This is a genomic window from Caenimonas sedimenti (assembly GCF_007833165.1).
In the GTDB taxonomy this organism is placed as follows: domain Bacteria; phylum Pseudomonadota; class Gammaproteobacteria; order Burkholderiales; family Burkholderiaceae_C; genus Ramlibacter; species Ramlibacter sedimenti.
Genome location: NZ_VOBQ01000005.1, coordinates 56,881 through 79,262, shown reverse-complemented (window position 1 = coordinate 79,262; position 22,382 = coordinate 56,881). Strand labels below are relative to the sequence as shown.

Here is a 22,382-nt window from a genome sequence, read left to right as displayed (position 1 = left end):
GAACCACTATGGCAGCCCGCCGCCACCGCCGCTAACGTGTGCTTGCCACCACCTGGAGACTCCTCATGCAGTTCAAACAAGCCCTGGCCGCGCTCGCGGGCCTGGTTTTCGCCGCTTCCGCCCACACGCAGGCGGCGTGGCCGGCCAAGGCGGTGACGCTCGTCGTGCCCTTCGCGGCCGGCGGGCCGACGGACGTGGTCGCGCGCACGCTGGCCGCATCCATGAGCAAGACGCTGGGCCAGACCGTGGTGGTGGAAAACAAGCTGGGCGCCGGCGGTACCGTGGCCGCCGGCTCGGTGGCCAAGTCGCCCCCGGACGGCTACACCTTCTTCATCCACCACAACGGCATGGCCACCTCGACGGCGCTGTACCGCAAGCTGTCCTATGACCCGCTCAACGATTTCGAATTCGTCAGCCAGGCGGTCGACGTGCCCATGACCATGCTGGCGCGCAAGGACTTCCCCGCCGCGAACCTGCAGGAGATGGTCGCGTACATCAAGGCCAACAAGGACAAGATCAACGTCGCCACGGCGGGCCTCGGCGCGGTGTCACAGCTGTGCGGCATGCTGTTCCAGCGTGCCATCGGCGTGCAGCTGACCGAGGTCCCGTTCCAGGGGACCGCGCCTGCGATGAACGCGCTGCTGGGCGGCCAGGTCGACGTGCTGTGCGACCAGACCACGCAGACCATCCCGCAGATCAAGGCGGGCAACGTCAAGCTCTACGGCGTCACCACGAAGAACCGCATCAAGTCGCTGCCGAATGCACCCACGCTGGCGGAGCAGGGACTGAAGGACTTCGAGGTCGTCGTCTGGCACGGCATCTACGCGCCCAAGGGCACCCCGAAGCCCATCATCGAACGCATGAACGCCGCGGTCCGCGCCGCATTGAAGGACCCGGACGTGGCGAAGCGCATGGAAGACCTGGGCGCGGAAATCGTGCCCGACAGCAAGCTCTCGCCGGAAGGCCTGCAGAGCTGGCTGAAGAGCGAGATCGACAAGTGGGGGCCGATCATCAAGGCCGGCGGCAAGTTCGCGGATTGAGCCGGGCATGAACCGCATGCCCACCATGCTGCATGCAGGCGTCGCACTGGCCATCCTTTGCGTGGGCCCGGCCCAGGGCCAGGGCCAGGGGATGTACCAGTGGAAGGACGCGCAGGGCCGCACCCATCTGTCCGACAAGCCACCCCCGGGCGTCGATTCGCCCACGCGAGTCACCCCACGCGCATCGAACGTCGTGCCTGCGGACACGGCTGCCAAGGGTCTCGCCGCATCGCGAACGCCGGCCGAGGCGCCAGCCGCCCCGGCGTCCGCTGCCAGCGCAACGACTGCCGGCACGGCTCAAGCGGCGAGGCCGGGCGAAACCGATTGCCAGCGCCGCCAGCGCGAGTACCAGGCCAGCATGGCCTGCTTCGCGCCGCTGCGCAACGCAGCCGGTGCCATTGCGCCGGAAGCCGCCAAGAAGTGCGGCCCGGCGATGGCGGAACCGCCCCCTTGCTAGCTTTGGCGAGGGCGGGGCGCAGTGTCATGCCCGCCGTTCCCGGCTTCCACCGGTCCGGAGAACGCGCGGGCCAACCTTTGTTTTTGGATGTCTTCGGCCAGGAACCCCGCCGATGCCAACACGGCCAGCGTCGGCCAGAGGAAGCGGAAAACGGACATGAGCCGCGGATTGTATGGGCGGTCCCTTGAGCCGCTTTCGGGGCATGCAGCCTTCTAAAGCGGCAGGCCCACGTAGTTTTCCGCCAACGCCGTCGAGGCCGCCCTGGAATGCACCAGGTAGTCGAGCTCGGCCTCCTGCATGCGCTGGCCGAAGCCCTGGGTGTCCGGAAAGCGGTGCATCAGGCCGGTGAGCCACCACGAGAATCGCTCGGCCTTCCAGACCCGTCTCAGGCAGCGCTCCGAATAGCTGTCGATGGCGGCCGCGGATTTCTCCTGGAAGTACTCGACGAAGGCGGACGACAGGTACTTCACGTCGCTCGCGGCCAGGTTCAGCCCCTTGGCACCGGTGGGCGGCACGATGTGGGACGCGTCGCCGGCCAGGAACAGGCGGCCGAAGCGCATCGGCTCCGCGACGAAGCTGCGCAGCGGGGCGATGCTCTTCTCGATGCTGGGGCCGGTGACGATCCTTGCGGCCAGTTCCGGGTCGAGCCGGCGGCGCAGTTCGTCCCAGAAGCGCTGGTCGCTCCAGGCCTCGACCTTGTCGTCGAGCGGGCACTGCACGTAATAGCGGCTGCGCGTCATGCTGCGCATCGAGCAAAGCGAAAAACCGCGCTCGCTGTTGCCGTAGACGATCGCGTGCGGCGACACCGGAGGCACGTCGGCCAGCACGCCCAGCCAGCCGAAGGGGTACTCGCGCTCGAACTCGGTGATGGCGTCCTTCACCGTCGCCCGACTCACGCCGTGAAAGCCGTCGCAGCCCGCGATGAAGTCGCATTCGATCTCGTGCGTGCCGCCGTCCTTCTCGTACCGCACGCGCGGGCGGGTGCCGTCGAAATCGTGCAGGCTGACGTTCGCGGCTTCATAGACCGTGGCGAGGCCCGCGGCCTGGCGCGCGTCCATCAGGTCCTTGGTCAGCTCGGTCTGGCCGTAGGCCGTGACGACCTTGCCCCCGGTCAACCCATGCACGTCGATCGGATGGCGGCTGCCGGCGAACACCAGCTCGATGCTGTGGTGGACGACGCCTTCGCGCTTCACGCGATCACCCACGCCCGACTCCGCCAGGAGGTCGACCGTGACTTGCTCGAGGATGCCCGCACGGATGCGGCCGAGCACGTAGTCGCCCGTCTGGCGCTCCACGATCACATTGGCGATACCGGCCTTGTGCAGCAGCTGGCCGAGCAGCAGGCCGGAGGGGCCGGCGCCGATGATGGCAACCTGGGTTCGCATGGGGTTTGTCTCCTGCGGCCAAGCTTAGGAGCCCTGGCCCGCCCGGACCAGACCCGGGACGCATCCCTTGTGCGATCATCGCCGGACATGCGCGATCATCGCGCAGAGGATCGACATGACGCTCGCCCAGGCCGACTACATCGCCGGCATCGCCAAGGGCCTGGCGGTGCTGGAGAGCTTCGACACCGAAAGGCAGCGGCTCAATGCCACGCTGGCCGCCCAGCGCGCCGGTCTCACGCGCGCCGCGGCGCGCCGTCACCTGCTCACCCTGGCGCACCTGGGCTACCTGGAAACCGATGGCAGCCACTTCTGGCTGGCCCCCAAGGTGCTGCGCTTCTCGGGCAGCTATCTCGCCTCGGCCCGCCTGCCGCGCGTGATCCAGCCCACACTGAACCGGCTGACGGCGCAGACCGGCGAATCGTTCTCGGCGGTCGTGCTCGACGGCGACCACGTCGTCATCGTCGCGCGGAGCGGCTCGTCCCGGTTGCTGGCCTACGGCTTGCACCTCGGCGCCCGGCTACCCGCGCATGCGACCTCGACGGGGCGGATCCTGCTGGCGGCGAAGCCGCGGGCCGACTTCAATGCCTGGATGAAAGGCCGCGAACTGCCCCGGCTGACGGTGCACACCACGGTGGATCCGCGGAAGTTCCGTGCGGTCATCGAGGAAGTCCGCCAGCATGACCTGGCGATCGCGAGCGAGGAGCACGAACTGGGCGTGCATGCGCTGGCGGTGCCCCTGCGCAACATGAATGGCCAGACCGTGGCTGCCCTGAACGCGGTCGCGGTCCGGCCCGATGTCATGCAAAAGGATCTGTTACCGCATCTGCTGGAAGCCGCCCGGGAGCTTCGACCGCTTCTATAGAGGCTTTTCGCCATAAATTAACAACGAGATATTCGTTGGCGTATTAAGGGGGCGTCCCCACAATCCTTTCTCACTGAGAAAGGTAGCCATGACTCTTCGCCTGGGCGACACCGCGCCCGATTTCACCCAAGAGTCCACCGAGGGCACGATCCGCTTCCACGAATGGGCCGGCGACGCCTGGGTGGTGCTCTTTTCGCACCCCGCCGATTTCACGCCGGTCTGCACCACCGAACTCGGCAAGACCGCCGCCCTGGGCGGCGAGTTCGCCAAACGCGGCGTCAAGCCCATTGCGGTCAGCGTCGACCCCGTCGAGTCGCACAAGGCCTGGGTCAACGACATCAACGAGACCCAGCGCACGACGGTGAACTTTCCCATCCTCGCCGACGCCGACAAGAAGGTCGCCACGCTGTACGACATGATCCATCCGAACTCGCTGGTGAACGCCACCGTGCGCAGCGTGTTCATCATCGATCCGAAGAAGGCCATCCGCGCCACGCTGACGTATCCCGCGTCGACTGGCCGCAACTTCGACGAGATCCTGCGAGTCATCGATTCGTTGCAGCTCACCGACGGCCACAAGGTTGCTACCCCCGCCAACTGGAAAGATGGCGACGACGTGGTGATCATCCCCAGCCTGCAGGACCCGGAAGAGATCGCCCGGCGATTTCCCAAGGGCTTCAAGGCCGTGAAGCCCTATCTCCGGCTCACCGCTCAGCCGAACAAGTAGTCCATCATGAAGTTGAAATTGATCATCGCCAGCCTCGCGCTGGCAGCCAGCGGCATCGCCTCCGCGCAACAGACGCTGCTGAACGCCTCGTACGACGTCGCCCGCGAGTTCTACAAGGATGTCAACGCGGCGTTCGTGCCGCACTACAAGAAGACGACCGGCAAGGACGTGAAAGTCGACCAGGCGCACGGCGGGTCCAGCGCGCAGGCGCGGGCGGTGGCCGACGGGCTCGATGCCGACGTGGTCACGATGAACACGACCACCGACGTCGAGTTCCTCGCCGAGAAGGGCGTGGTCGCGAAGGACTGGGCCAAGCGCTTCCCGGACAACGCATCCCCGACCACGTCGACCATGTTGTTCCTGACGCGCAACGGCAACCCCAAGGGCATCAAGGATTGGGACGACCTGGTCAAGCCCGGCGTGCAGGTGGTCGTCGTGAACCCGAAGACCGGCGGCAATGGCCGCTACGCCTACCTGGCTGCCTGGGGCTACGCCAGGAAGAAGGGTGGCAGCGACGCGCAGGCGGCGGAGTTCGTCGCCAAGCTGTACAAGAACGTGCCGGTCCTCGCGCGCGGCGGCCGCGACGCCACCACGGCCTTCCTGCAACGCAACATCGGCGACGTGCTGATCACGTTCGAGTCCGAAGTGGTGTCGGTCGACAAGGAATTCGGCGCCAACAAGGTCGACGTGGTCTATCCCTCCATCAGCATCGTGGCCGAAAACCCGGTGGCGGTGGTGGAGCGCACGGTCGCCAAGAAGGGCACGGCCGACCTGGCCAAGGCTTACCTGAACTTCCTGTACTCGGAAGAGGGCCAGGAGATCGCCGCGAAGCACAACATCCGCCCGCGGAACCAGGCCGTCCTGAAGAAGTACGCGAACCAGTTCAAGCCGCTGCAGCTGTTCACGGTGCAGGAACTGTTCGGCTCCCTGGGTGAAGCGCAGAAGGTGCACTTCAACGACGGCGGCCAGTTCGACAAGATTTACACGGTCAAGTAGGCCCCTATGAGCGCTGCGAGCATCGCGGCGCCGCTGCCGGCCACGGTGGCGGCGCCTTCGCGCACGGGGACCCGCAAGGTGTTGCCGGGGTTCAACCTGACCCTCGGCTTCACCGTGCTGTACCTGTCGCTGATCGTGCTGATCCCGTTGTCGGCCCTGATCCTCAAGACCTTCACGCTGAGCTGGGACCAGTTCTGGGCGGCAGTGACGTCCCCTCGCGTGCTCGCGTCCTACCGGCTCACCTTCGGGGCGTCGCTCATCGCAGCCCTGGTCAATGTCGTCTTCGGCCTGCTGGTGGCCTGGGTGCTGGTGCGCTACACGTTTCCCGGCAAGCGCATCGTGGACGCGCTGGTCGACTTGCCGTTCGCACTGCCCACGGCGGTCGCCGGCATCTCGCTCACCGCGCTGCTGGCCGGCAACGGCTGGATCGGGCAATACCTGGAGCCGATGGGGATCAAGCTCGCATTCAACCCGAACGGGGTGGTCATCGCGCTCATCTTCATCGGGCTGCCCTTTGTCGTACGCACGGTGCAACCCGTGCTGGAGGAGGCCGAGAAGGAGCTGGAAGAGGCCGCCATGTGCCTGGGCGCCACGCGCCTGCAGACGTTCACCCGGGTGATCTTCCCCTCGATCGCTCCCGCGCTGCTGACCGGCTTTGCCATGGCGTTCGCGCGCGCCATCGGTGAATACGGTTCGGTCATCTTCATCGCCGGCAACATGCCGATGGTTTCGGAAATCACCCCGCTGATCATCATCGGCAAGCTGGAGCAGTACGACTACGCGGGGGCCACGGCCGTGGCTGTCGTCATGCTCTTCTTCTCCTTCCTGCTGCTGCTGGTCATCAACGCGCTGCAGGCCTGGCAGCGCAAGCGATCGGGAGCGGGCTGATGAGTGCGACTCTCCCGACCGACCTGCGCACGAAGCGGGTCAGCACGACGGAATCCCCCTGGGTGCGCAACACGCTGATCGGCATCGCGCTGGCCTTCCTGTTCCTGTTCCTGCTGTTGCCGCTGGCCGCGGTGTTCACCGAGGCGCTGCGCAAGGGCGTTGGGGCCTACCTGGACGCATTGAAGGAGCCGGACGCGTGGTCCGCCATCCGCCTCACGCTGATCACCGCCGCCATCGCCGTTCCGCTGAACCTGGTGTTCGGCGTCGCCGCCGCCTGGTGCATCGCCAAATACGAGTTCCGGGGCAAGGCCTTCCTGACGACGCTGGTCGACCTGCCGTTCTCGGTGTCGCCGGTTGTCGCCGGCCTGATCTACGTGCTGGTGTTCGGCGCACAGGGCTGGCTGGGCCCATGGCTCGCCGAACACAACATCAAGATCGTCTTCGCCGTGCCCGGCATCGTGCTGGCGACCATCTTCGTGACCTTCCCCTTCATCGCGCGGGAGCTGATCCCGCTGATGCAGGCGCAGGGCAACGAGGAGGAGCAGGCCGCGATCGTGCTGGGCGCGACCGGCTGGCAGACCTTCTGGTACGTGACGCTCCCCAACATCAAGTGGGGCCTGATCTACGGCGTGATCCTGTGCAACGCGCGGGCGATGGGTGAGTTCGGCGCGGTCTCGGTGGTTTCCGGCCACATCCGCGGGCAGACGAACACCATGCCGCTGCACGTGGAGATCCTCTACAACGAATACCAGTCCGTCGCGGCCTTCGCCGTGGCGTCGCTGCTCGCGCTGCTGGCCGTGGTGACGCTGGTCATCAAGTCGGCGGCCGAGTGGAAGCAGGAACGTGACATGAAGGCGACGGCCGAAATGCCGCCGGAGCGCCCGATGGCGATGGAGGCCACTGTATGAGCATCGAGATCCGCAACGTCAGCAAGAATTTCGGCGACTTCAAGGCGCTGCGCGATGTGTCGCTGAACATCGAATCGGGCGAGCTCGTTGCGCTGCTGGGCCCTTCGGGCTGCGGCAAGACCACGTTGCTGCGCATCATCGCGGGGCTGGAGACGGCCGACCGCGGCAGCATCCTGTTCTCGGGCGAGGACACCACCGACGTCCACGTGCGCGAGCGCCAGGTGGGCTTCGTGTTCCAGCACTACGCGCTGTTCCGCCACATGACGGTGTTCGAGAACGTGGCCTTCGGCCTGCGCGTGAAGCCGCGCGGCGCGCGACCCAGCGAGGCGCAGATCAAGCAGAAGGTGCACGACCTGCTGAACCTGGTGCAGCTGGACTGGCTCGCCGACCGTTTCCCGTCGCAGCTGTCCGGTGGCCAGCGGCAGCGCATCGCACTCGCGCGCGCCCTGGCCGTGGAGCCGAAGGTGCTGCTGCTCGATGAACCCTTCGGGGCGCTCGATGCGAAAGTGCGCAAGGAACTGCGCCGCTGGCTGCGCCGCCTGCACGACGACCTGCACGTCACCAGCATCTTCGTGACGCACGACCAGGAGGAAGCGCTCGAGGTCGCCGACCGCGTGGTGCTGATGAACGCCGGCAACATCGAGCAGGTCGGCTCCCCCCAGGAGGTGTGGGACCATCCCGCCAGCCCGTTTGTCTACGGCTTCCTGGGCGACGTGAACCTGTTCCACGGCCGCGCCCACGAGGGCCTGGTGACCGTGGAAGGCCTGCAGATCGATTCCCCCGAGCACGCGGGCGCGCAGAACGCCAAGGCATCCGCCTATGTGCGGCCGCACGACCTGGACGTCCAGCGCTATTCCCCTGGCGCCGGGCTCGACGCGAACGGGCGGCCGCGGGGCATCGTGGTGCAGCTGGCGCGCGCGATCGTCGTCGGGCCGGTCGCCCGGCTGGAACTTATCCCGGCGGACGACAACAAACCATCGGACAATGCGGGCCCGGAAACCTTGATCGAGGCGCAGATCCCTGCGCAGCAATTCAAGGAAATGGGCCTTCGGGAGGGCGAGACGCTGGTGGTGACGCCGCGCCGCGCCCGTGTGTTTGTGGAGACCGCGACCTGACGGACGACAGTGCCGGCCGGCACGCGGGTTGGGGAAGCGAATGTTCTTGAACTGGTTCGACACGGCGCCGCGGCGCATCCTGGGCCTGGTGGCCGTGACTTGCGTGGCCATGCTGGCCTTCGGCCTGTACCTGCAGCACGGGCCGGCCAAGCTCGAACCGTGCCCGATGTGCATCGTGCAACGCTATGCGCTGGTGCTGGTGGCGCTGGTGGCGGGCATCGCGGCCTTTGTCCCGGCCCGCGGCTTCCTGGTGGCCAGCGCCGGCCTGATGACCCTCTTTGCCGGCTTCGGCGGCTTCGTCGCCGCCCGCCAGAGCTGGCTGCAGTGGTACCCGCCCGAGATCGCTTCCTGCGGCCGTGACCTGTACGGGATGATCGAGACCTTTCCGCTCAAGCGTGCGATCCCCATGATCTTCCGCGGCGGCGGCGACTGCACCAAGGTTGACTGGACTTTCCTCGGCCTGTCCATCGCGAACTGGTCCTTCCTCTGGTTCCTGTTCTTCGCGCTGGTGGGCCTGGTGCTGCTGGTTCGCCAGTTGCGCGGCCGCAGCATGCCGCGGCACGCGCTAGCGACCTGAGGCTTCGGCCAGCAGCGACCGCACCTCTTCGTCGGTCGCCTGCGGAAACTCGCGGAACCACACACCCACGGCCCGGAAGGGCTTTGGCATGGCCGCGCAGACCACTTCGTCCGCGACGGAGCGGAGCTCCCGGCAGCTCTCCGCCGTCCCCACCGGCACGGCCACGCAAAGGTAGAGCGGATGCCGCTGCCGCAAGGCCTCGGCGGCGGCCCGCATGGTGGCGCCGGTCGCCAGGCCGTCATCCACCACCACCACGGTCCGGCCCTGCACCGCCAGCGGCGGCGCATCGCCCCGATACAGGCTTTCCCGCCGCAGCAGCTCGCGCTGCTCGCGCTCGACCACACGGTCGACCTGGGCCGCGCTGGGCTGGGTGCCCGGCAGGGGGTTCATGACGCGCACGCCGCCGCTGGCGATCGCACCCATGGCGTACTCCTCATGACCGGGATAGCCGAGCTTGCGGACGACGAAGACATCCAGCGGGGCGCCGAGGGCCAGTGCGACCTCATGGGCGACCGCCACGCCACCGCGCGGCAACGCCAGCACGACGAGGCCGGGCCGGCCGCGCAGATGCCCGAGCCGGGCGGCCAGCAGGCGGCCCGCCTGGCGGCGGTTCTCATAGGGCAGGCGGGGTTCGGACTCGGCCATCCCTCCAAGGTAGCGCCTCCGAGAGAACCACGATGTCGGACCATGGAAGTGGCGACCGTCAGCCGCCCGGCTTTCTCTGCGGTCCGCGCGCCTCAGGTCCCGCTTCGACGGACGAACGCCAGCGAACCCGCGAGCGCCAGCAGGGCGCCGCCGCAGATGCGGTCGAGCCAGCGCACGGCGTTGGCCTTCAGCAGGCGCACGGCGCGCGCGCCCAGCACCGCATAACCGAACATCACCGAGAAATCCAGGGCCGCGAAGACGATGCCGATCACCACGTATTGCGGCGCCTGCGCGGCGTGCGGATCGATGAACTGCGGCAGCAAGGCCGAGCAGAACAGGTAGCCCTTGGGATTGGTGACCGCGACCAGGAACGAGCGCCAGAACAGTGACCGCGGCGCCTGGGCCGCGACGCCCGCGTCGGGGGCGGGCAGGTCGATGCCGCCTTGCGAACGCAGCAGCCGCCAGCCCAGCCAAGCCAGGTAGAGCGCACCAGCGTATTTCAGCACGCTGAACCAGAACTCCGAAGCCGCGAGCAGGGCACCCAGGCCCAGCGCGACCGCGCCGACGAGGACGAAATCGGAAGCCACTGCGCCGGCCATGCCGGCCAGGGAGCGCCGCACGCCGAAGCGTGAGCCGTTGGCCAACGCAAGCAGCACCGTGGGGCCGGGCGTGGCGATGGCGATCAATGCCACGAGGCTGAAGACGAGGAGGGTGGAGATGTCCATCGGTTGCTTCTCAGGCCAGTTTCTTCACGAACACCATGCTGCGGCGGTCCCAGTTGTACTTGCGCTTGCGGGCTTCCGGCAGCCAATCGGGATCGACCTGCACGAAGCCGCGCTTCAGGAACCAGTGCATGGTGCGCGTGGTCAGCACGAAGATGCTCTCCAGGCCCATGGCGCGAGCCCGTTGCTCGACACGCTTGAGCACCTTCTCGCCATCGCCCTGGCCCTGGCTTTGGGGCGAGACGGTCAGCGCAGCCATCTCGCCCGTCTTCGCCTCAGGGTAGGGGTAGAGCGCGGCACAGGCGAAGATGACACCGTCGTGCTCGATGATCGTGTAGTTGGCGATGTCGCGTTCGATCTCGGTGCGGTCGCGCTTCACCAGGGTCCCATCGCGCTCGAAGGGCTCGATCAGCTGGAGGATGCCGCCCACGTCGTCGGCGCCGGCTTCGCGCAGTTCCTCCAGCTTCTCGTCGATGACCATGGTGCCGATGCCGTCGTGCACGTACACCTCGAGCAGCAGCGAACCGTCGATCGCGAACGGGATGATGTGGCTGCGCTCGACACCTGCCTTGCACGCTTTCACGCAGTGCTGCAGGTAGAACGGGGTGTCCGTGGGCTGCAGCGCCGGCGGCAGGCTGGCAAGCAGCTGTTCGGCGGCGGCCAGCGGCAGTTCGGTGTCGATCGGGTTGTCCTCGCCCTCGGGCTCCAGCGGCTTGATCCGCACGCCCGGGCTTTCGGTGAGGAAGATCAGCTTGTCCGCCTGCAGGGCGATCGCCACGCTGGTGGCGACCTCCTCCATCGACAGATTGAAGGCCTCGCCCGTGGGTGAAAACCCGAACGGGGAAAGCAGCACCATGGCGCCCATGCCGAGCGTGCGGCTGATGCCCGCCGCATCCACCTTGCGGACCAGGCCGGAATGCTGGAAGTCGACGCCGTCCAGGATGCCGACCGGGCGCGCCGTGATGAAGTTGCCGGAGATCACGCGCACCGTGGAGCCTGCCATGGGCGTGTTCGGCAGGCCCTGGCTGAATGCCGCCTCGATCTCGTAGCGCAGTTGTCCGGCGGCCTCCTGCGCGGAATCGAGCGCCACCTCGTCGGTGATCCGCATGCCGTGCGAGTACTTCGCCGCATGCCCCTTGGCCTTGAGCTGCTCGTTCACCTGCGGGCGGAAGCCGTGCACCAGAACGACCTTGACGCCCATGCTCTGGATCAGCGCCAGGTCCTGCGCGATGTGGTGCAGCTTGCCGGCGGCGATGGCTTCGCCCGCCAGGCCGACCACGAAGGTCTTGCCGCGGTGCATGTGGATGTACGGCGCGACCGAGCGGAACCAGGGGACGAAGGTGAAATTGAAGATCGCGGACATCAGGGGTGGGGCAGGCAACGTGGCAGTTTAAGGGAATCGCCGCGATGCGTTATCGTGCGGGCGATGGACACGCTGGCGGCTGGATTCTGGGGTGCGTTCTTCGGCACCGCGGCGCTGATGCTCGCAGTCTCGCTGGCAGCGTACGTCCGGTCCCAGAAGCAGGTGGCCTTGATGGCCGGCCTGTCGGCGGTGATCTCCGCCGCTTTCGTGGTGGCCTATCTGGGCTGGCTGCCGCTGCATGGTGACGCGCAGGCGCGCCTGTTGGCCCACGTGGCCGTGGCGACGGCGGTATCGCTGGCCCTCATGCTGATGTCCATGCTGGGCCTGCTGCGCCAGCGGGCCTGGGCCCGGCGTGCGGTGATCGGGATGGTGGGGATGGCGGTCCTGGTGCTGGCGGCGGGCTGGATGCTTCCGCCCACGCAGGCGCTGGCGCTCAGCTCGGTCGCCGCGTTTTCCGTGGGGCTGGCCATGCTGGTCACGGCCGTGCGCAGCGCGCTGCGCGGCGACCGGCTGGCCTGGGCTTCCGTCTCCGGCGTCACCCTCATGCTGGTCGCGGTCGGCGGCCTGAGCTGGATCGCCCTGGACCGGGATGCGCCTTGGGCCGTCCATGCGATGAGCGCCACGGCCGGGATGGCCTATCTCGCCGTCATGGCGACCGCGCTCTGGTCCCGCTACTCCTACCTGCTGGAGCTGTCCGAGGTCATGGCGCATGGTCCGAACTACGACCCGGTCACGCGGATGCGCTCGCACAGCGAGACGGGGCAGATGGTGGGCGACGTCTTCTTCAAGCGCGACGCCGGCGTGCGGCCCGTGGGCGTCATCGCGATCTGCATCGCGAATCTTTACGCGCTGGAAAACCTGCATGGGCGCGCGGCGTTCAACCACGCGCTGTTCATCTGCGCGAGCCGGCTGCGGCGCTGCGCGCCGGTCCACGCGGACATGGGGCGCCTGGGTGAGGACGGATTCCTGCTGCTGGTGCGACATCCGGCCGACATTGCCCGCATCGTCACGCTGGCCCGGCAGATGCGCGAACGGCTGGCCCGCCCGGTGCTCCTGGGCACCAGCGCTGACGTGGCGGGACTGGAAGCCGCCGAGACGGCTTGGGAAGCCGAGTTGGGCATCGGCATCCTGACGACGACCACGCAGGTCCGGCCCTCCCACGCCGTGTCGACCGTGCGCGCCATGGCCCGCACGGCCTGGAGCTATTCGAGCCGGCTGGCGTACTACGACCAGCAGGCCGGCCAGATCGCGGAACTGCCCCTCACGGACACTGAGGCCGCCCACACGCCCGGCTGAGCCCCCGGCGGCCCGATAATCACGGGCTTTGGCCGTTCGCAGTCTTGGCTTCCCTTTCCATCACGTTCCCGGAATCGCTGCCGGTTTCCGCCAAGCGCGAGGACATCATGGCCGCCATGGCGGCGCACCAGGTCGTCATCGTCTGTGGCGAGACGGGCTCCGGCAAGACGACCCAGCTGCCCAAGATCGCGTTGGCCCTGGGCCGCGGCAAGCTCAATGCGCCGGCGGGCCAGCGCGGGCGGCTGATCGGGCACACGCAACCGCGGCGCATCGCCGCTTCCAGCGTCGCCAAACGCATCGCGCAGGAGCTCGAGACGCCGCTCGGCGAGGTGGTCGGGTTCAAGGTCCGGTTCCAGGACCGGCTGTCGCGCGACGCCTCGGTCAAGCTGATGACCGACGGCATCCTGCTGGCGGAGACGCAATCGGACCCGTTGCTGAATGCCTACGACACGCTGATCATCGACGAGGCGCATGAGCGCAGCCTGAACATCGACTTCCTGCTCGGCTACCTGCGCCAGCTCCTGCCGCGCCGCCCCGACCTGAAGGTGGTGGTGACCTCGGCCACCATCGACGCCGAACGCTTCGCCCGCCATTTCGCCGGCCCCGTAGGGCCCGCCCCTGTCATCTATGTCTCGGGCCGCATGTTCCCGGTGGAGCAGCGCTGGCACGCTTTCGAAGAGACTCGCGAATTCGACCTGAACGACGCGATCGCCGATGCGGTCGACGAGTTGTGGCGGGGCAATGCGCCGGGCGACATCCTGGTGTTCCTGCCGGGCGAACGTGAGATCCGCGAGGCTGCCGATCATTTGCGCAAGCACCTGGCCCACGACGTCCTGACGCGCAACGCCGAGGTGCTGCCCCTGTTCGCCCGCCTCTCGCAGGCAGAGCAGGACCGCGTGTTCGATACGCACGGCGGCCGCCGCATCGTCCTGGCCACCAACGTGGCGGAAACGTCGCTGACCGTGCCCGGCATCCGCTATGTCATCGACACAGGCACCGCCCGCGTCAAGCGTTACAGCTTCCGCAGCAAGGTGGAGCAGCTCCTGGTCGAGCCGATCAGCCAGGCCGCGGCCAACCAGCGCGCCGGGCGTTGCGGCCGGGTCGCCAATGGCATCTGCATCCGGCTCTATGACGAAGCCGATTTCGCCGGCCGGCCGCGCTTCACCGATCCGGAAATCCTGCGCTCCTCGCTGGCGGGCGTGATCCTGCGCATGAAGTCGCTGCACCTGGGCGGGGTGGAGGACTTCCCCTTCATCGATCCGCCGGCCCGGCGCGCCATCACCGACGGCTACCAGTTGCTGGCCGAGCTGGGTGCGGTGGACGACGACAACGTGCTCACGGCCATGGGCGCGGAACTGGCCCGCCTGCCGCTGGACCCGCGCGTGGGCCGCATCATCCTGGAGGCGCGCGAGCGCGGCGCTCTCGACGAAGTGCTGGTCATCGCCTCGGCGCTGTCCCTGCAGGACGTCCGCGACCGCCCGCTGGACCTGCAGGCGCAGGCCGACCAGCAGCACGCCAAGTTCGACGACGAGAAGAGCGAGTTCTCGGGCTACCTGCGGCTGTGGAAGTGGCTGGACGAGGCGCGCGGGGGGCATGGGACGGATCACAAGCTTTCGAACCGGCAGTACGAACAGCTGCTGCGCCAGAACTTCATCAACGTGCGCCGGGTGCGCGAGTGGCGCGACGTGCACAGCCAGCTCCACACCGTGGTGGCGGAACACAAGTGGCGCCTGAACGCCGAGCCGGCGGGCTACGAGGAACTGCACAAGTCGATGCTCGCCGGCCTGCTGGGCAACATCGGCATGAAGCTGGAGGAAGAGGAGGTCTACCTCGGCGCCCGTGGCATCAAGTTCCACCGCCACCCCGGCGCCCACCTGAAGAAGCGCCCGGGCCGCTGGGTCGTCTGCGCGGAACTGGTGGAGACCACACGCCTGTTCGGACGGGGCATCGCCAACATCGAGCCGCAATGGATCGAGCAGGTGGCCGGTCACCTGCTGAAGAAGCAGTTGCTGGACCCGCATTGGGAGAAGAAGGCCGCCGAGGTGGTCGCGCTGGAACGGGCCACGCTCTACGGGCTGGTGGTCTACAGCGGCCGGCGCGTGCCGTTCGCCCGGGTCGACCTGCAGGGCGCGCGCGACATCTTCATCCGCGAAGGGCTGGTGGCAGGCCAGTGGGAAACAAAATTGCCTTTCCTGGCCGCCAACCAGAAGCTGGTGAAGCAGGTCGAGGAACTGGAGCACAAGGCCCGCCGGCAGGATGTGCTGGTGGACGAGGAGCTGATCTTCGCGTTCTACGACCAGCAGCTGCCCAAGGACGTCTACAGCGGCGCGACCTTCGAGCGCTGGTACCGCGAAGCGGTCCGGACCAACCCGCAGCTGCTGAAGCTCACGCGCGACGAGCTGATGCGGCACGAGGCCGCCGGGATCACCAGCAACGCGTTCCCCCGCACGCTCAAGCTCGGCGGCGTCGATTGCAGCGCGACCTACCTGCACGAGCCGGGCGATGCGCGTGACGGCCTGACCGTCAGCGTGCCCTTGTTCGTGCTGAACCAGGTGAGCGAGGAGCGGGCGGAATGGCTGGTGCCGGGCATGCTCAAGGACAAGGTACAGGCCCTCCTGAAAAGCCTGCCGCAGAAGCCGCGCTCGCGCTTCGTGCCCCTGCCGGAATCCGCGACACGCATTGCCGCGCAGTTGAGCACGCCCGAGGCCTGGGCCCAGGGCGGGCTGACCGAAGCGCTCCTCAAGATCGTCCGTGACGCCACCAGCCTGGACGTGAAGCGGGCCGACTTCAAGCTGGACATGGTGCCCGCGCACCTGTTCATGAACTTCCGGGTGGTCGACGAGCACGGGCGGCAACTGGGCATGGGCCGCAACCTGGGGGCGTTGAAGGCGGAGCTGGGGGCGCAGGCCAGAGGGGCGTTCCAGGCACTGGCGGGGTTGAAGGTGTCTTCTCCCTCCCCCTCCGGGGGCGGGCAGGGTGGGGGCGCTCTTGCGACCCCCCCTCCCAAGCTCCCCCCAGAGGGGGGAGGGGAAAAGAAATACACCGCCTGGACCTTCGGCGAACTCCCCGAACTCATGGAAATCCGCAAGGGCGGCACCAGCCTGGTCGGCTTCCCGGCGCTCGTGGACCTGGGCGACGCCGTGGCCATCGAGGTGTTCGACGAACCTGGCGTGGCGGCCGCCAAGCACCGGACCGGATTGCGGCGCCTGTTCGCCTTGCAGCTGAAGGATGCGCTGAAGTACCTGGAGAAGAACATCCCCGAGCTGCAGAAGATGGCCGTGGCCTTCATGCCGCTGGGCACGCAGGAGGAACTGCGCGAACAGATCCTGGACGTCGCCCTGGACCGCGCGTTCCTGCTCGATCCGCTGCCCACGGACGAGGCCGCTTTCAAGCGCCGGCTGGAAGAAGGGCGCGGCCGGTTGACGCTGATCGCGAACGAGGTCGCCCGGCTGGCAGCGTCGATCCTGGGCGAGTACGCGGCGGCGGCCCGCAAGATCAAGGACACCCGCAACCATCCGGACGCCAATGCGGATGCGGTGCAGCAGCTCCAGCGGCTCGTGCCCAAACGGTTCCTGGCGACGACGCCCTGGCCAGCCCTGCAGCACTTTCCGCGCTACCTCAAGGCCATCGTGCTGCGCCTGGACAAGCTGCGGGGCGACCCGGCGCGCGACGCCGCTCGCCTGGCCGAACTGAAGCCGCAGGAGCAGCGCTACTGGCGGCTGGTGGCGGAGCGCAAGGGCGCCGTCGATGACCGCATGCAGGAGTTCCGCTGGTTGCTCGAGGAACTGCGCGTGAGCTTCTTCGCGCAGGAACTGCGCACGCCGCAACCGGTGAGCATGAAGCGGCTCGACAAGGTGTGGGCTCAGCTCAATAGCTGAAGGCCGACGTCAGGCCCCGCGTTGCAGGGCAGAAATCGCGGCGTTCGCCTGCCGCACTCTTTCGGCCATCGTGCGCATGATGAAGGCATGCACCTGCATGGCCGTGTCGGGGGCCGTGGTGTGCAGGTGCTCCACGGCGCCGCGACTCAGGCCCCAGACGACGCTCTTGCGTTCGGCCACCACGTTGGCCGAGCGGGGCGCCTGGTCATACAGCGCCATTTCACCGACGATGGTGCCGCTCATCAGGCTGGCCAGCCGTTGCCCTTCGCCATGGGTGGGCAGGCGCACCGCCAGCCGGCCCCGCTCGATCAGGTACACGCTTTCATCGGACTCATCGCCCTGCGCCATGAGCATTTCGCCGGAACGCAGCGCCCGCCGCTGCAGCAGCGGCTCCAGGGCTTCCCAATGCTGCGGGCCACCCAGCTCACGCCCCAGCCATTCGCCGAGGCTCTCGTCCGGCACCTGCGGATCCAGTCCCTGCGACAGCAGCAGGCCTTCCTCGGCTTCGTCGAGCGCGAGATCCAGCGTGGGACGGACGATGGCGGTGGCACCCGCGTCCGCCATCGCCGCCCGGGTCCCGGGCCCCAGCCCGCACACCACCAGCCGCACCTGGTTGGAGGCGGCCAGCTGGGCGATCTTCGTGAAGGTGAGCGCCGCCGACGAATCCGCGCTGTCGACGTGGCTGAAATCCAGGACCAGCTCGCGTTCGATGTCCCCGCGTTTCTCTTTCAGGAAGCCGCGCACCCGGTCCAGCAGTGTGCTGGCCGTGCCGAAGAAGATGACACCGCGCAGCACCAGCACGCGGATCGAGGGACCATGGCGCGTCAAGAGCTCGCGGTGCTTGGCCGGCCGCTGCACGGAACTGCGGATGCCGGTGCCATCCAGGTCGTGCTGCACGACCCCCAGGCGGCTGTAGCTGAGGGCGAAGTTGAGGCAGCTGGCGAGGATGCCGGCCAGGACGGCGAGGGTGAAGCCGATCGTCGCGGTCGTGGCCAGGATCACGATCACCAGCGACCAGTCCGCCAGCCCCAGGCGGTCCCTGGACCGGATGACCCAATCGTGCAGCAGCGAGAGGCCCAGGTAGAGCAGGAAGGCGGCCAGCACCGTCTTGGGCAGCCAGCCGAGCAGGAGGGGCGCGGCCACCATCGCCAGCAGGCAGAATCCGCCGGCCACCTGGCCCGCCAGCCGGGTCCGCGCGCCGGTTTGGAGCAGCACGGCGCTGCGTCCCACGGAAATGATGCTCAGGTACCCGCCCAATGCCGCGGCGGCGAGGTTCATCCAGCCGTGCTCGCGCAGCTCGCGGTCGAACGAGATGTCGCGACGTGACATCACTTCGAGGCCCGACGAGCCGAGCAGCAGCGTGATGACACCCACCGTGACCACGGCCAGCATGTCCAGCCACTGCCCCGCGATCAGCGACCAGCGGATGGCGCCGTCGCCCAGCCGCCAGGCCGGGGTCCATTGCGCGGTCGTGCCGATGTCGAACAGCCAGCCGGTCGCGCGCGCCTGCTCCTCGTCGAAGCCGGTGAGGTACAGGGCGACGAGCAGGCTCACGGCGGTGGCGAGCAGGACGGCGGGCATCACGGCGGGATGCTTGTAGCGGCGAAAGAGGACCAGGTACAGCAGGCTCAGGCCGATCGTGACGAGGACCTGCGGATTGCGCAGCAGGATCATCAGGCTCTCGATACCCTCGGTTGCCGGGGGGAGGTCCGCCACCACCCGCACGCCGCCGATGGCGATCAGCCATCCGGTGGAGGCGAGGAAGCCGCCGATCACCGGGTAGGGCACGAAGCGGACGGCCGATCCGAGGCGCCCGATGCCCAGCGCCAGGAACACCAGCGCGCACAGGACCGTGGTGCCCAGGATCAGCACCAGCACCTGCGTGGCGTCACCCGTCGCGGCTGCCGTGCCGGCCAGCGCGGCCGCCATCGCGGCCAGGATCGACGTGGTGTTGCCGTCCGGCCCCGCGAGCGCGAACGGCATCTGGCTGCGCCAGGACAGCCAGATGCAGCCGATGGCCGCATTCACGAGCGCGAGGCCCACGCCAATGGGAATCAGGTGCCGGAGCGCGCCCGGGAACAGCAGCGCGGCATACGAAAGGGCATAGGCCAGGGCGACGGCGCCTGCGATCAGGCCACAGGCGATTTCCCGGGCCCAGGCGGAGGGCACGAGATGGTGCGGGTTTTGCATGGATGGGCATTATGCGAAATAGCAACTTTCATCTGCGGTAAAAAGCCCCATGACTTTCCGGGGCCGGCCGGATACCTTGGCGGCAATGAAGAAACGGGACATGGACCGACGCAGTTTCATCGAGACATGCACCGCAGGGGCCGCAGGTTTGTCGGCGGCCGCCAGCTTCAGCAGCGCCTGGGCGGCGAATGCCAAGGCGAAGGAGTATCCACGCGCGTTGCTGGTCGATGAGCGCGGCGACCCCATCAAGGCGTCGCAGCTCAAGGTCCACGCGAACTACGTCTTTCACTATCCGTTCGAAGCCACGCCGGTGTTCCTGCTGGATCTCGGCAAGCCCGCGCCGCCGCATTCGCTGAGCACCAAGGACCGGAACCCCTACTCCTGGCCGGGCGGAGTGGGTGCCGCGAAAAGCGTCGTGGCGTTCTCTGCGATCTGCGCCCACCACCTGGTGTATCCAACGCGGGAAGTGAGCTTCATCAGCTTCCGCAAGAAACGTGCGCAGCGCGGCGTGCAGGACGGCCTGATCCACTGCTGCGCGGAACACAGCCAGTACGATCCCGCGCGCGGCGCCGAGGTGCTGTCGGGGCCGGCGCCGCAGCCGCTGTGCGCCGTGCTGCTCACGCACGAGCCCAGGAAGGACACGCTCACCGCCTATGCGACGCTGGGTGGCGAGATGTTCGACGAGTTCTTCCGCAAGTACGAGATGAAACTGAGCCTGGAGGTCGGCCCGAACGCGCGCCACGCTGTCAAAGGCCAGTCGGTGGTCCGCGAACTCGAGAAGTTCTGCCGCAACCCCGTCCAGTGCTGAAGGGTCAGAGCTTCGCCAGCCGATCCAGCGCGGTGCGCAGCGTCTCGTCCTTCTTCGCGAAGCAGAAGCGCACCACGCGCTGGTCGAAGCCGCTCGCATAGAAGGCCGACAGCGGGATGGCGGCCACGCCGATCTCGCTCGTGAGCCATTGGCAGAACTCCGCCTCCGGCAAATCGCTCACCCCCGAAATCTCCACGCACTGGAAATAGCTGCCTTCGCTGGGCAGCAGCTTCAGGCGCGTCGCGGCCAGGCCGGCGCGGAACAGGTCGCGCTTGCGTTGGTAGAAGGCCGGCAGCTGCAAATACGGTTCCGGCGAGGCCATGTACGCCGCCAGGCCATGCTGCATCGGCGTGTTGACGGTGAACACGTTGAACTGGTGGACCTTGCGGAATTCGGCCGTCACCGGCGCCGGCGCGGCCACGTAGCCGACCTTCCAGCCGGTCACGTGGTAGGTCTTGCCGAAGCTGGAGACGATCACGGAACGGGCCGCGAGGCCGGGGAAACGAGCCACGCTCTGGTGGGGCTCGCCGTCGAACACCATGTGCTCGTACACCTCGTCGCTGATCACGAACACGTCGGTCGGGGCCAGGAGTTCCTCGAGCTTGCGCATGTCGCCGGCCGACCAGACCGTGGCGCTCGGGTTGTGCGGCGAGTTGACGAGGATCGCGCGGGTGCGGGGGGTGAGCGCCGCCGCGATCTTGTCGAAGTCGGGCCGGAACGTGCCGGGCTGGAGCGGCACGCGCACGACAACGCCGCCAGCGAGATCGATGTTGGGCACATAGCTGTCGTAGCAGGGCTCCAGCACGATCACTTCATCGCCCGGCCGCACGATCGCGAGGATGGCGGTGATGATGGCCTGGGTGGCCCCGGCCGTGATGGTGATCTCGGCCGCGGGATCGTACTTGCGCCCGTACATCGCCTCGATCTTGGCCGCGACCGCCTCGCGCAAGGCCGGCACGCCGGTCATCGGCGGGTACTGGTTGAGGCCCCTGGCCATGGCGTCGCCGACGGCCTGCAGCAGTTTCGGGTCGCAGTCGAAATCCGGAAAACCCTGGCCGAGGTTGACGGCACCCTTTTCGGTAGCCAAGGCGGACATGACCGTGAAGATCGTGGTGCCGACAGCGGGCAGCTTGGTTTGCAGCGGCGGGGTGCGGGGGGCGATGGTGTCCATGACAATCAGAGCTCGTAATCGTTGCCGTGGCCGCTCATGGCCTTGGCGATCAGGTTGCGGTCCAGCCTGTCCGACAGAAGTTCGGCGAACCGGAAGACGAAGTTGCGCAGGTACGCCCCGCGCTTGAAAGCGACGCGCGCGACGTTGTGCCCGAACAGGTGGCCCAGCGGCCGCACCACCAGGTCGCCATTGCTGCCATCGTCGCGCACGGCCATCTCGGCCACGATGCCGATGCCCAGGCCCAGGCGCACGTAGGTCTTGATCACGTCGGAATCGATTGCCTCCAGGGCGATCTTCGGCGCCAGCTTCTTCTGCGCGAACGCCGAATCGATGCGCGTGCGGCCGGTGAAAGACGGGTGATACGTCACCAGCGGCTCGCCGGCGATGTCCTCCAGCGAAACGCGCTCCTTCTTCACCAGCGGGTGTGCCTGCGGCAGCACCAGCACGTGCTGCCACTCGTAGCACGGCATGGTCACGAGTTCCTGGTAGTCCGAGAGGGATTCGGTGGCGATCCCGATTTCGGCAATCTCGTCCAGCACCATGCGAGCCACCTGGTCGGGCGAGCCCTGGTGCAGGCTGACGCTGACCTTCGGGTATTGCTCGCGCAGCCGCGCCACCGGCACCGGCAGCACGTAACGCGCCTGGGTGTGGGTGGTGGCGATCGAGAGCGTGCCGCTGTCCTGGGCACTGAACTGCTCGCCGATGCGCTTCAGGTTTCCCACCTCGCGCATGATCAGCTCGATGCTCTGCAGCACGTGCTGGCCGGGCTCCGTCACGCGTTTGAGGCGTTTGCCGTGCCGCGCGAAAATCTCCACGCCCAGCTCTTCTTCCAGTTCGATGATGGCTTTCGACACCCCAGGTTGCGAGGTGTGCAGCGATTTGGCGGCTTCCGTGAGATTGAGATTGCGCCGCACCGCTTCCTGGACGAAGCGGAACTGATGCAGATTCATAACGAATTTCTTCTAAGAGAGAAGTTCATTATGCCAACGGTTCTTATTCCATCGCAATCTTTGCCAGCATTTGCAGCACCCGGGGGTCTTCGCCGACGGGCGGTTGCAACACGAATTCGACTTGCGGGCAGGCGTGGCGGAAGTGGTCCACCAGGGTCGGCAAGTCTTCCCTGACGTGGCGGCCCGTTCCAAGGAACATCGGGACCACGGTGATGTGCGTCACGCCCTTGGCGACCAGGTCGCCGGCGGCAGTGGCCAGATCCGGCGCGGTGAGTTCCAGGAAGGCACAGCGCACGGGCAGCTCCGGCGCCTGCGTGGCCAGCAATGCGGCGACGGCGTCGATCGGCCGGCGCCACAGCGGATCGCGGGACCCATGGCCAAAGAGGATGACGGCGCGTTTCACG

At 67.6% G+C, this 22,382-nt stretch carries 20 protein-coding genes; 12 read left to right on the top strand and 8 right to left on the bottom strand.

The annotated features are described in order from the left end of the window. Positions 1 to 65: 65 nt before the first annotated feature. On the top strand, positions 66 to 1,040 hold the full coding sequence (locus FN976_RS07720) for a tripartite tricarboxylate transporter substrate-binding protein (protein ID WP_145892430.1): 975 nt from the start codon (positions 66 to 68) through the stop codon (positions 1,038 to 1,040). Positions 1,041 to 1,047: 7 nt separating this feature from the next. After that, entirely contained in the window at positions 1,048 to 1,497 is a 450-nt protein-coding gene (locus FN976_RS07715; protein WP_145892429.1) for a DUF4124 domain-containing protein, read from the top strand. Positions 1,498 to 1,709: 212 nt separating this feature from the next. On the opposite strand, the gene pobA is transcribed toward FN976_RS07715, so the two are convergent. Beyond that, positions 1,710 to 2,882, bottom strand: a complete 1,173-nt coding sequence (pobA, locus tag FN976_RS07710; RefSeq protein WP_145892428.1) for a 4-hydroxybenzoate 3-monooxygenase — start codon at positions 2,880 to 2,882, stop codon at positions 1,710 to 1,712. 115 nt (positions 2,883 to 2,997) lie between these two features. Between pobA and FN976_RS07705 the strand changes: the two genes are divergently transcribed. The 7 genes from FN976_RS07705 to FN976_RS07675 all read left to right on the top strand — a co-directional run bounded on the left by FN976_RS07705 (position 2,998) and on the right by FN976_RS07675 (position 8,955). Further along, positions 2,998 to 3,744, top strand: coding sequence for an IclR family transcriptional regulator domain-containing protein (locus FN976_RS07705; protein ID WP_145892427.1), 747 nt, complete (start codon positions 2,998 to 3,000; stop codon positions 3,742 to 3,744). Positions 3,745 to 3,832: 88 nt separating this feature from the next. Continuing rightward, positions 3,833 to 4,471: a peroxiredoxin gene (locus FN976_RS07700; protein WP_145892426.1), complete on the top strand. Its 639-nt coding sequence runs from the start codon at positions 3,833 to 3,835 to the stop codon at positions 4,469 to 4,471. Between the two features lie 6 nt (positions 4,472 to 4,477). Next, a complete protein-coding gene (locus FN976_RS07695; RefSeq protein WP_145892425.1) occupies positions 4,478 to 5,467 on the top strand; it encodes a sulfate ABC transporter substrate-binding protein in 990 nt (329 codons plus the stop codon). A gap of 6 nt (positions 5,468 to 5,473) precedes the next feature. Next, positions 5,474 to 6,355: a sulfate ABC transporter permease subunit CysT gene (gene cysT, locus FN976_RS07690; RefSeq protein WP_145892424.1), complete on the top strand. Its 882-nt coding sequence runs from the start codon at positions 5,474 to 5,476 to the stop codon at positions 6,353 to 6,355. Continuing rightward, on the top strand, positions 6,355 to 7,263 hold the full coding sequence (gene cysW / locus FN976_RS07685) for a sulfate ABC transporter permease subunit CysW (protein WP_145892423.1): 909 nt from the start codon (positions 6,355 to 6,357) through the stop codon (positions 7,261 to 7,263). The genes cysT and cysW overlap by 1 nt, the downstream gene beginning before the upstream one ends. Then, positions 7,260 to 8,378, top strand: a complete 1,119-nt coding sequence (locus FN976_RS07680) for a sulfate/molybdate ABC transporter ATP-binding protein (protein WP_145892422.1) — start codon at positions 7,260 to 7,262, stop codon at positions 8,376 to 8,378. The genes cysW and FN976_RS07680 overlap by 4 nt, the downstream gene beginning before the upstream one ends. A gap of 40 nt (positions 8,379 to 8,418) precedes the next feature. After that, on the top strand, positions 8,419 to 8,955 hold the full coding sequence (locus FN976_RS07675; protein WP_145892421.1) for a disulfide bond formation protein B: 537 nt from the start codon (positions 8,419 to 8,421) through the stop codon (positions 8,953 to 8,955). Here FN976_RS07675 and FN976_RS07670 read toward each other — a convergent pair. The 3 genes from FN976_RS07670 to argA form a co-directional block, all read right to left on the bottom strand. Beyond that, positions 8,944 to 9,600: a phosphoribosyltransferase gene (locus FN976_RS07670; RefSeq protein ID WP_145892420.1), complete on the bottom strand. Its 657-nt coding sequence runs from the start codon at positions 9,598 to 9,600 to the stop codon at positions 8,944 to 8,946. The genes FN976_RS07675 and FN976_RS07670 overlap by 12 nt on opposite strands. A gap of 92 nt (positions 9,601 to 9,692) precedes the next feature. After that, positions 9,693 to 10,325, bottom strand: a complete 633-nt coding sequence (locus FN976_RS07665; protein WP_145892419.1) for a LysE family translocator — start codon at positions 10,323 to 10,325, stop codon at positions 9,693 to 9,695. A gap of 10 nt (positions 10,326 to 10,335) precedes the next feature. Then, positions 10,336 to 11,685 (bottom strand): amino-acid N-acetyltransferase, encoded by a 1,350-nt coding sequence (gene argA / locus FN976_RS07660; RefSeq protein WP_145892558.1) that lies wholly within the window; start codon positions 11,683 to 11,685, stop codon positions 10,336 to 10,338. Between the two features lie 63 nt (positions 11,686 to 11,748). Here argA and FN976_RS07655 point away from each other — a divergent pair, with 63 nt between their 5' ends. Next, positions 11,749 to 12,981: a 7TM diverse intracellular signaling domain-containing protein gene (locus tag FN976_RS07655; protein ID WP_145892418.1), complete on the top strand. Its 1,233-nt coding sequence runs from the start codon at positions 11,749 to 11,751 to the stop codon at positions 12,979 to 12,981. A gap of 107 nt (positions 12,982 to 13,088) precedes the next feature. Continuing rightward, entirely contained in the window at positions 13,089 to 16,859 is a 3,771-nt protein-coding gene (gene hrpA / locus FN976_RS07650) for an ATP-dependent RNA helicase HrpA (RefSeq protein WP_255440236.1), read from the top strand. A gap of 9 nt (positions 16,860 to 16,868) precedes the next feature. Here the strand turns inward: hrpA and FN976_RS07645 are convergent, their stop codons facing one another. Continuing rightward, the gene (locus tag FN976_RS07645) at positions 16,869 to 19,049 is read right to left on the bottom strand and encodes a SulP family inorganic anion transporter (RefSeq protein WP_145892416.1); all 2,181 of its coding nucleotides are present in this window, start codon (positions 19,047 to 19,049) and stop codon (positions 16,869 to 16,871) included. A 100-nt stretch (positions 19,050 to 19,149) separates the two neighbouring features. Between FN976_RS07645 and FN976_RS07640 the strand changes: the two genes are divergently transcribed. Continuing rightward, a complete protein-coding gene (locus tag FN976_RS07640) occupies positions 19,150 to 19,857 on the top strand; it encodes a Rieske (2Fe-2S) protein (protein ID WP_145892415.1) in 708 nt (235 codons plus the stop codon). A 4-nt stretch (positions 19,858 to 19,861) separates the two neighbouring features. Here the strand turns inward: FN976_RS07640 and FN976_RS07635 are convergent, their stop codons facing one another. Genes FN976_RS07635 through FN976_RS07625 form a run of 3 tightly spaced genes read right to left on the bottom strand, consistent with a single transcriptional unit; the run spans position 19,862 to position 22,381 of the window. Continuing rightward, positions 19,862 to 21,028: a pyridoxal phosphate-dependent aminotransferase gene (locus FN976_RS07635; protein ID WP_145892414.1), complete on the bottom strand. Its 1,167-nt coding sequence runs from the start codon at positions 21,026 to 21,028 to the stop codon at positions 19,862 to 19,864. Between the two features lie 5 nt (positions 21,029 to 21,033). Continuing rightward, positions 21,034 to 21,978, bottom strand: coding sequence for a CysB family HTH-type transcriptional regulator (locus tag FN976_RS07630; RefSeq protein WP_145892413.1), 945 nt, complete (start codon positions 21,976 to 21,978; stop codon positions 21,034 to 21,036). Positions 21,979 to 22,021: 43 nt separating this feature from the next. Beyond that, entirely contained in the window at positions 22,022 to 22,381 is a 360-nt protein-coding gene (locus FN976_RS07625; protein WP_145892412.1) for a sirohydrochlorin chelatase, read from the bottom strand. Between the last annotated feature and the right edge of the window lies 1 nt (position 22,382).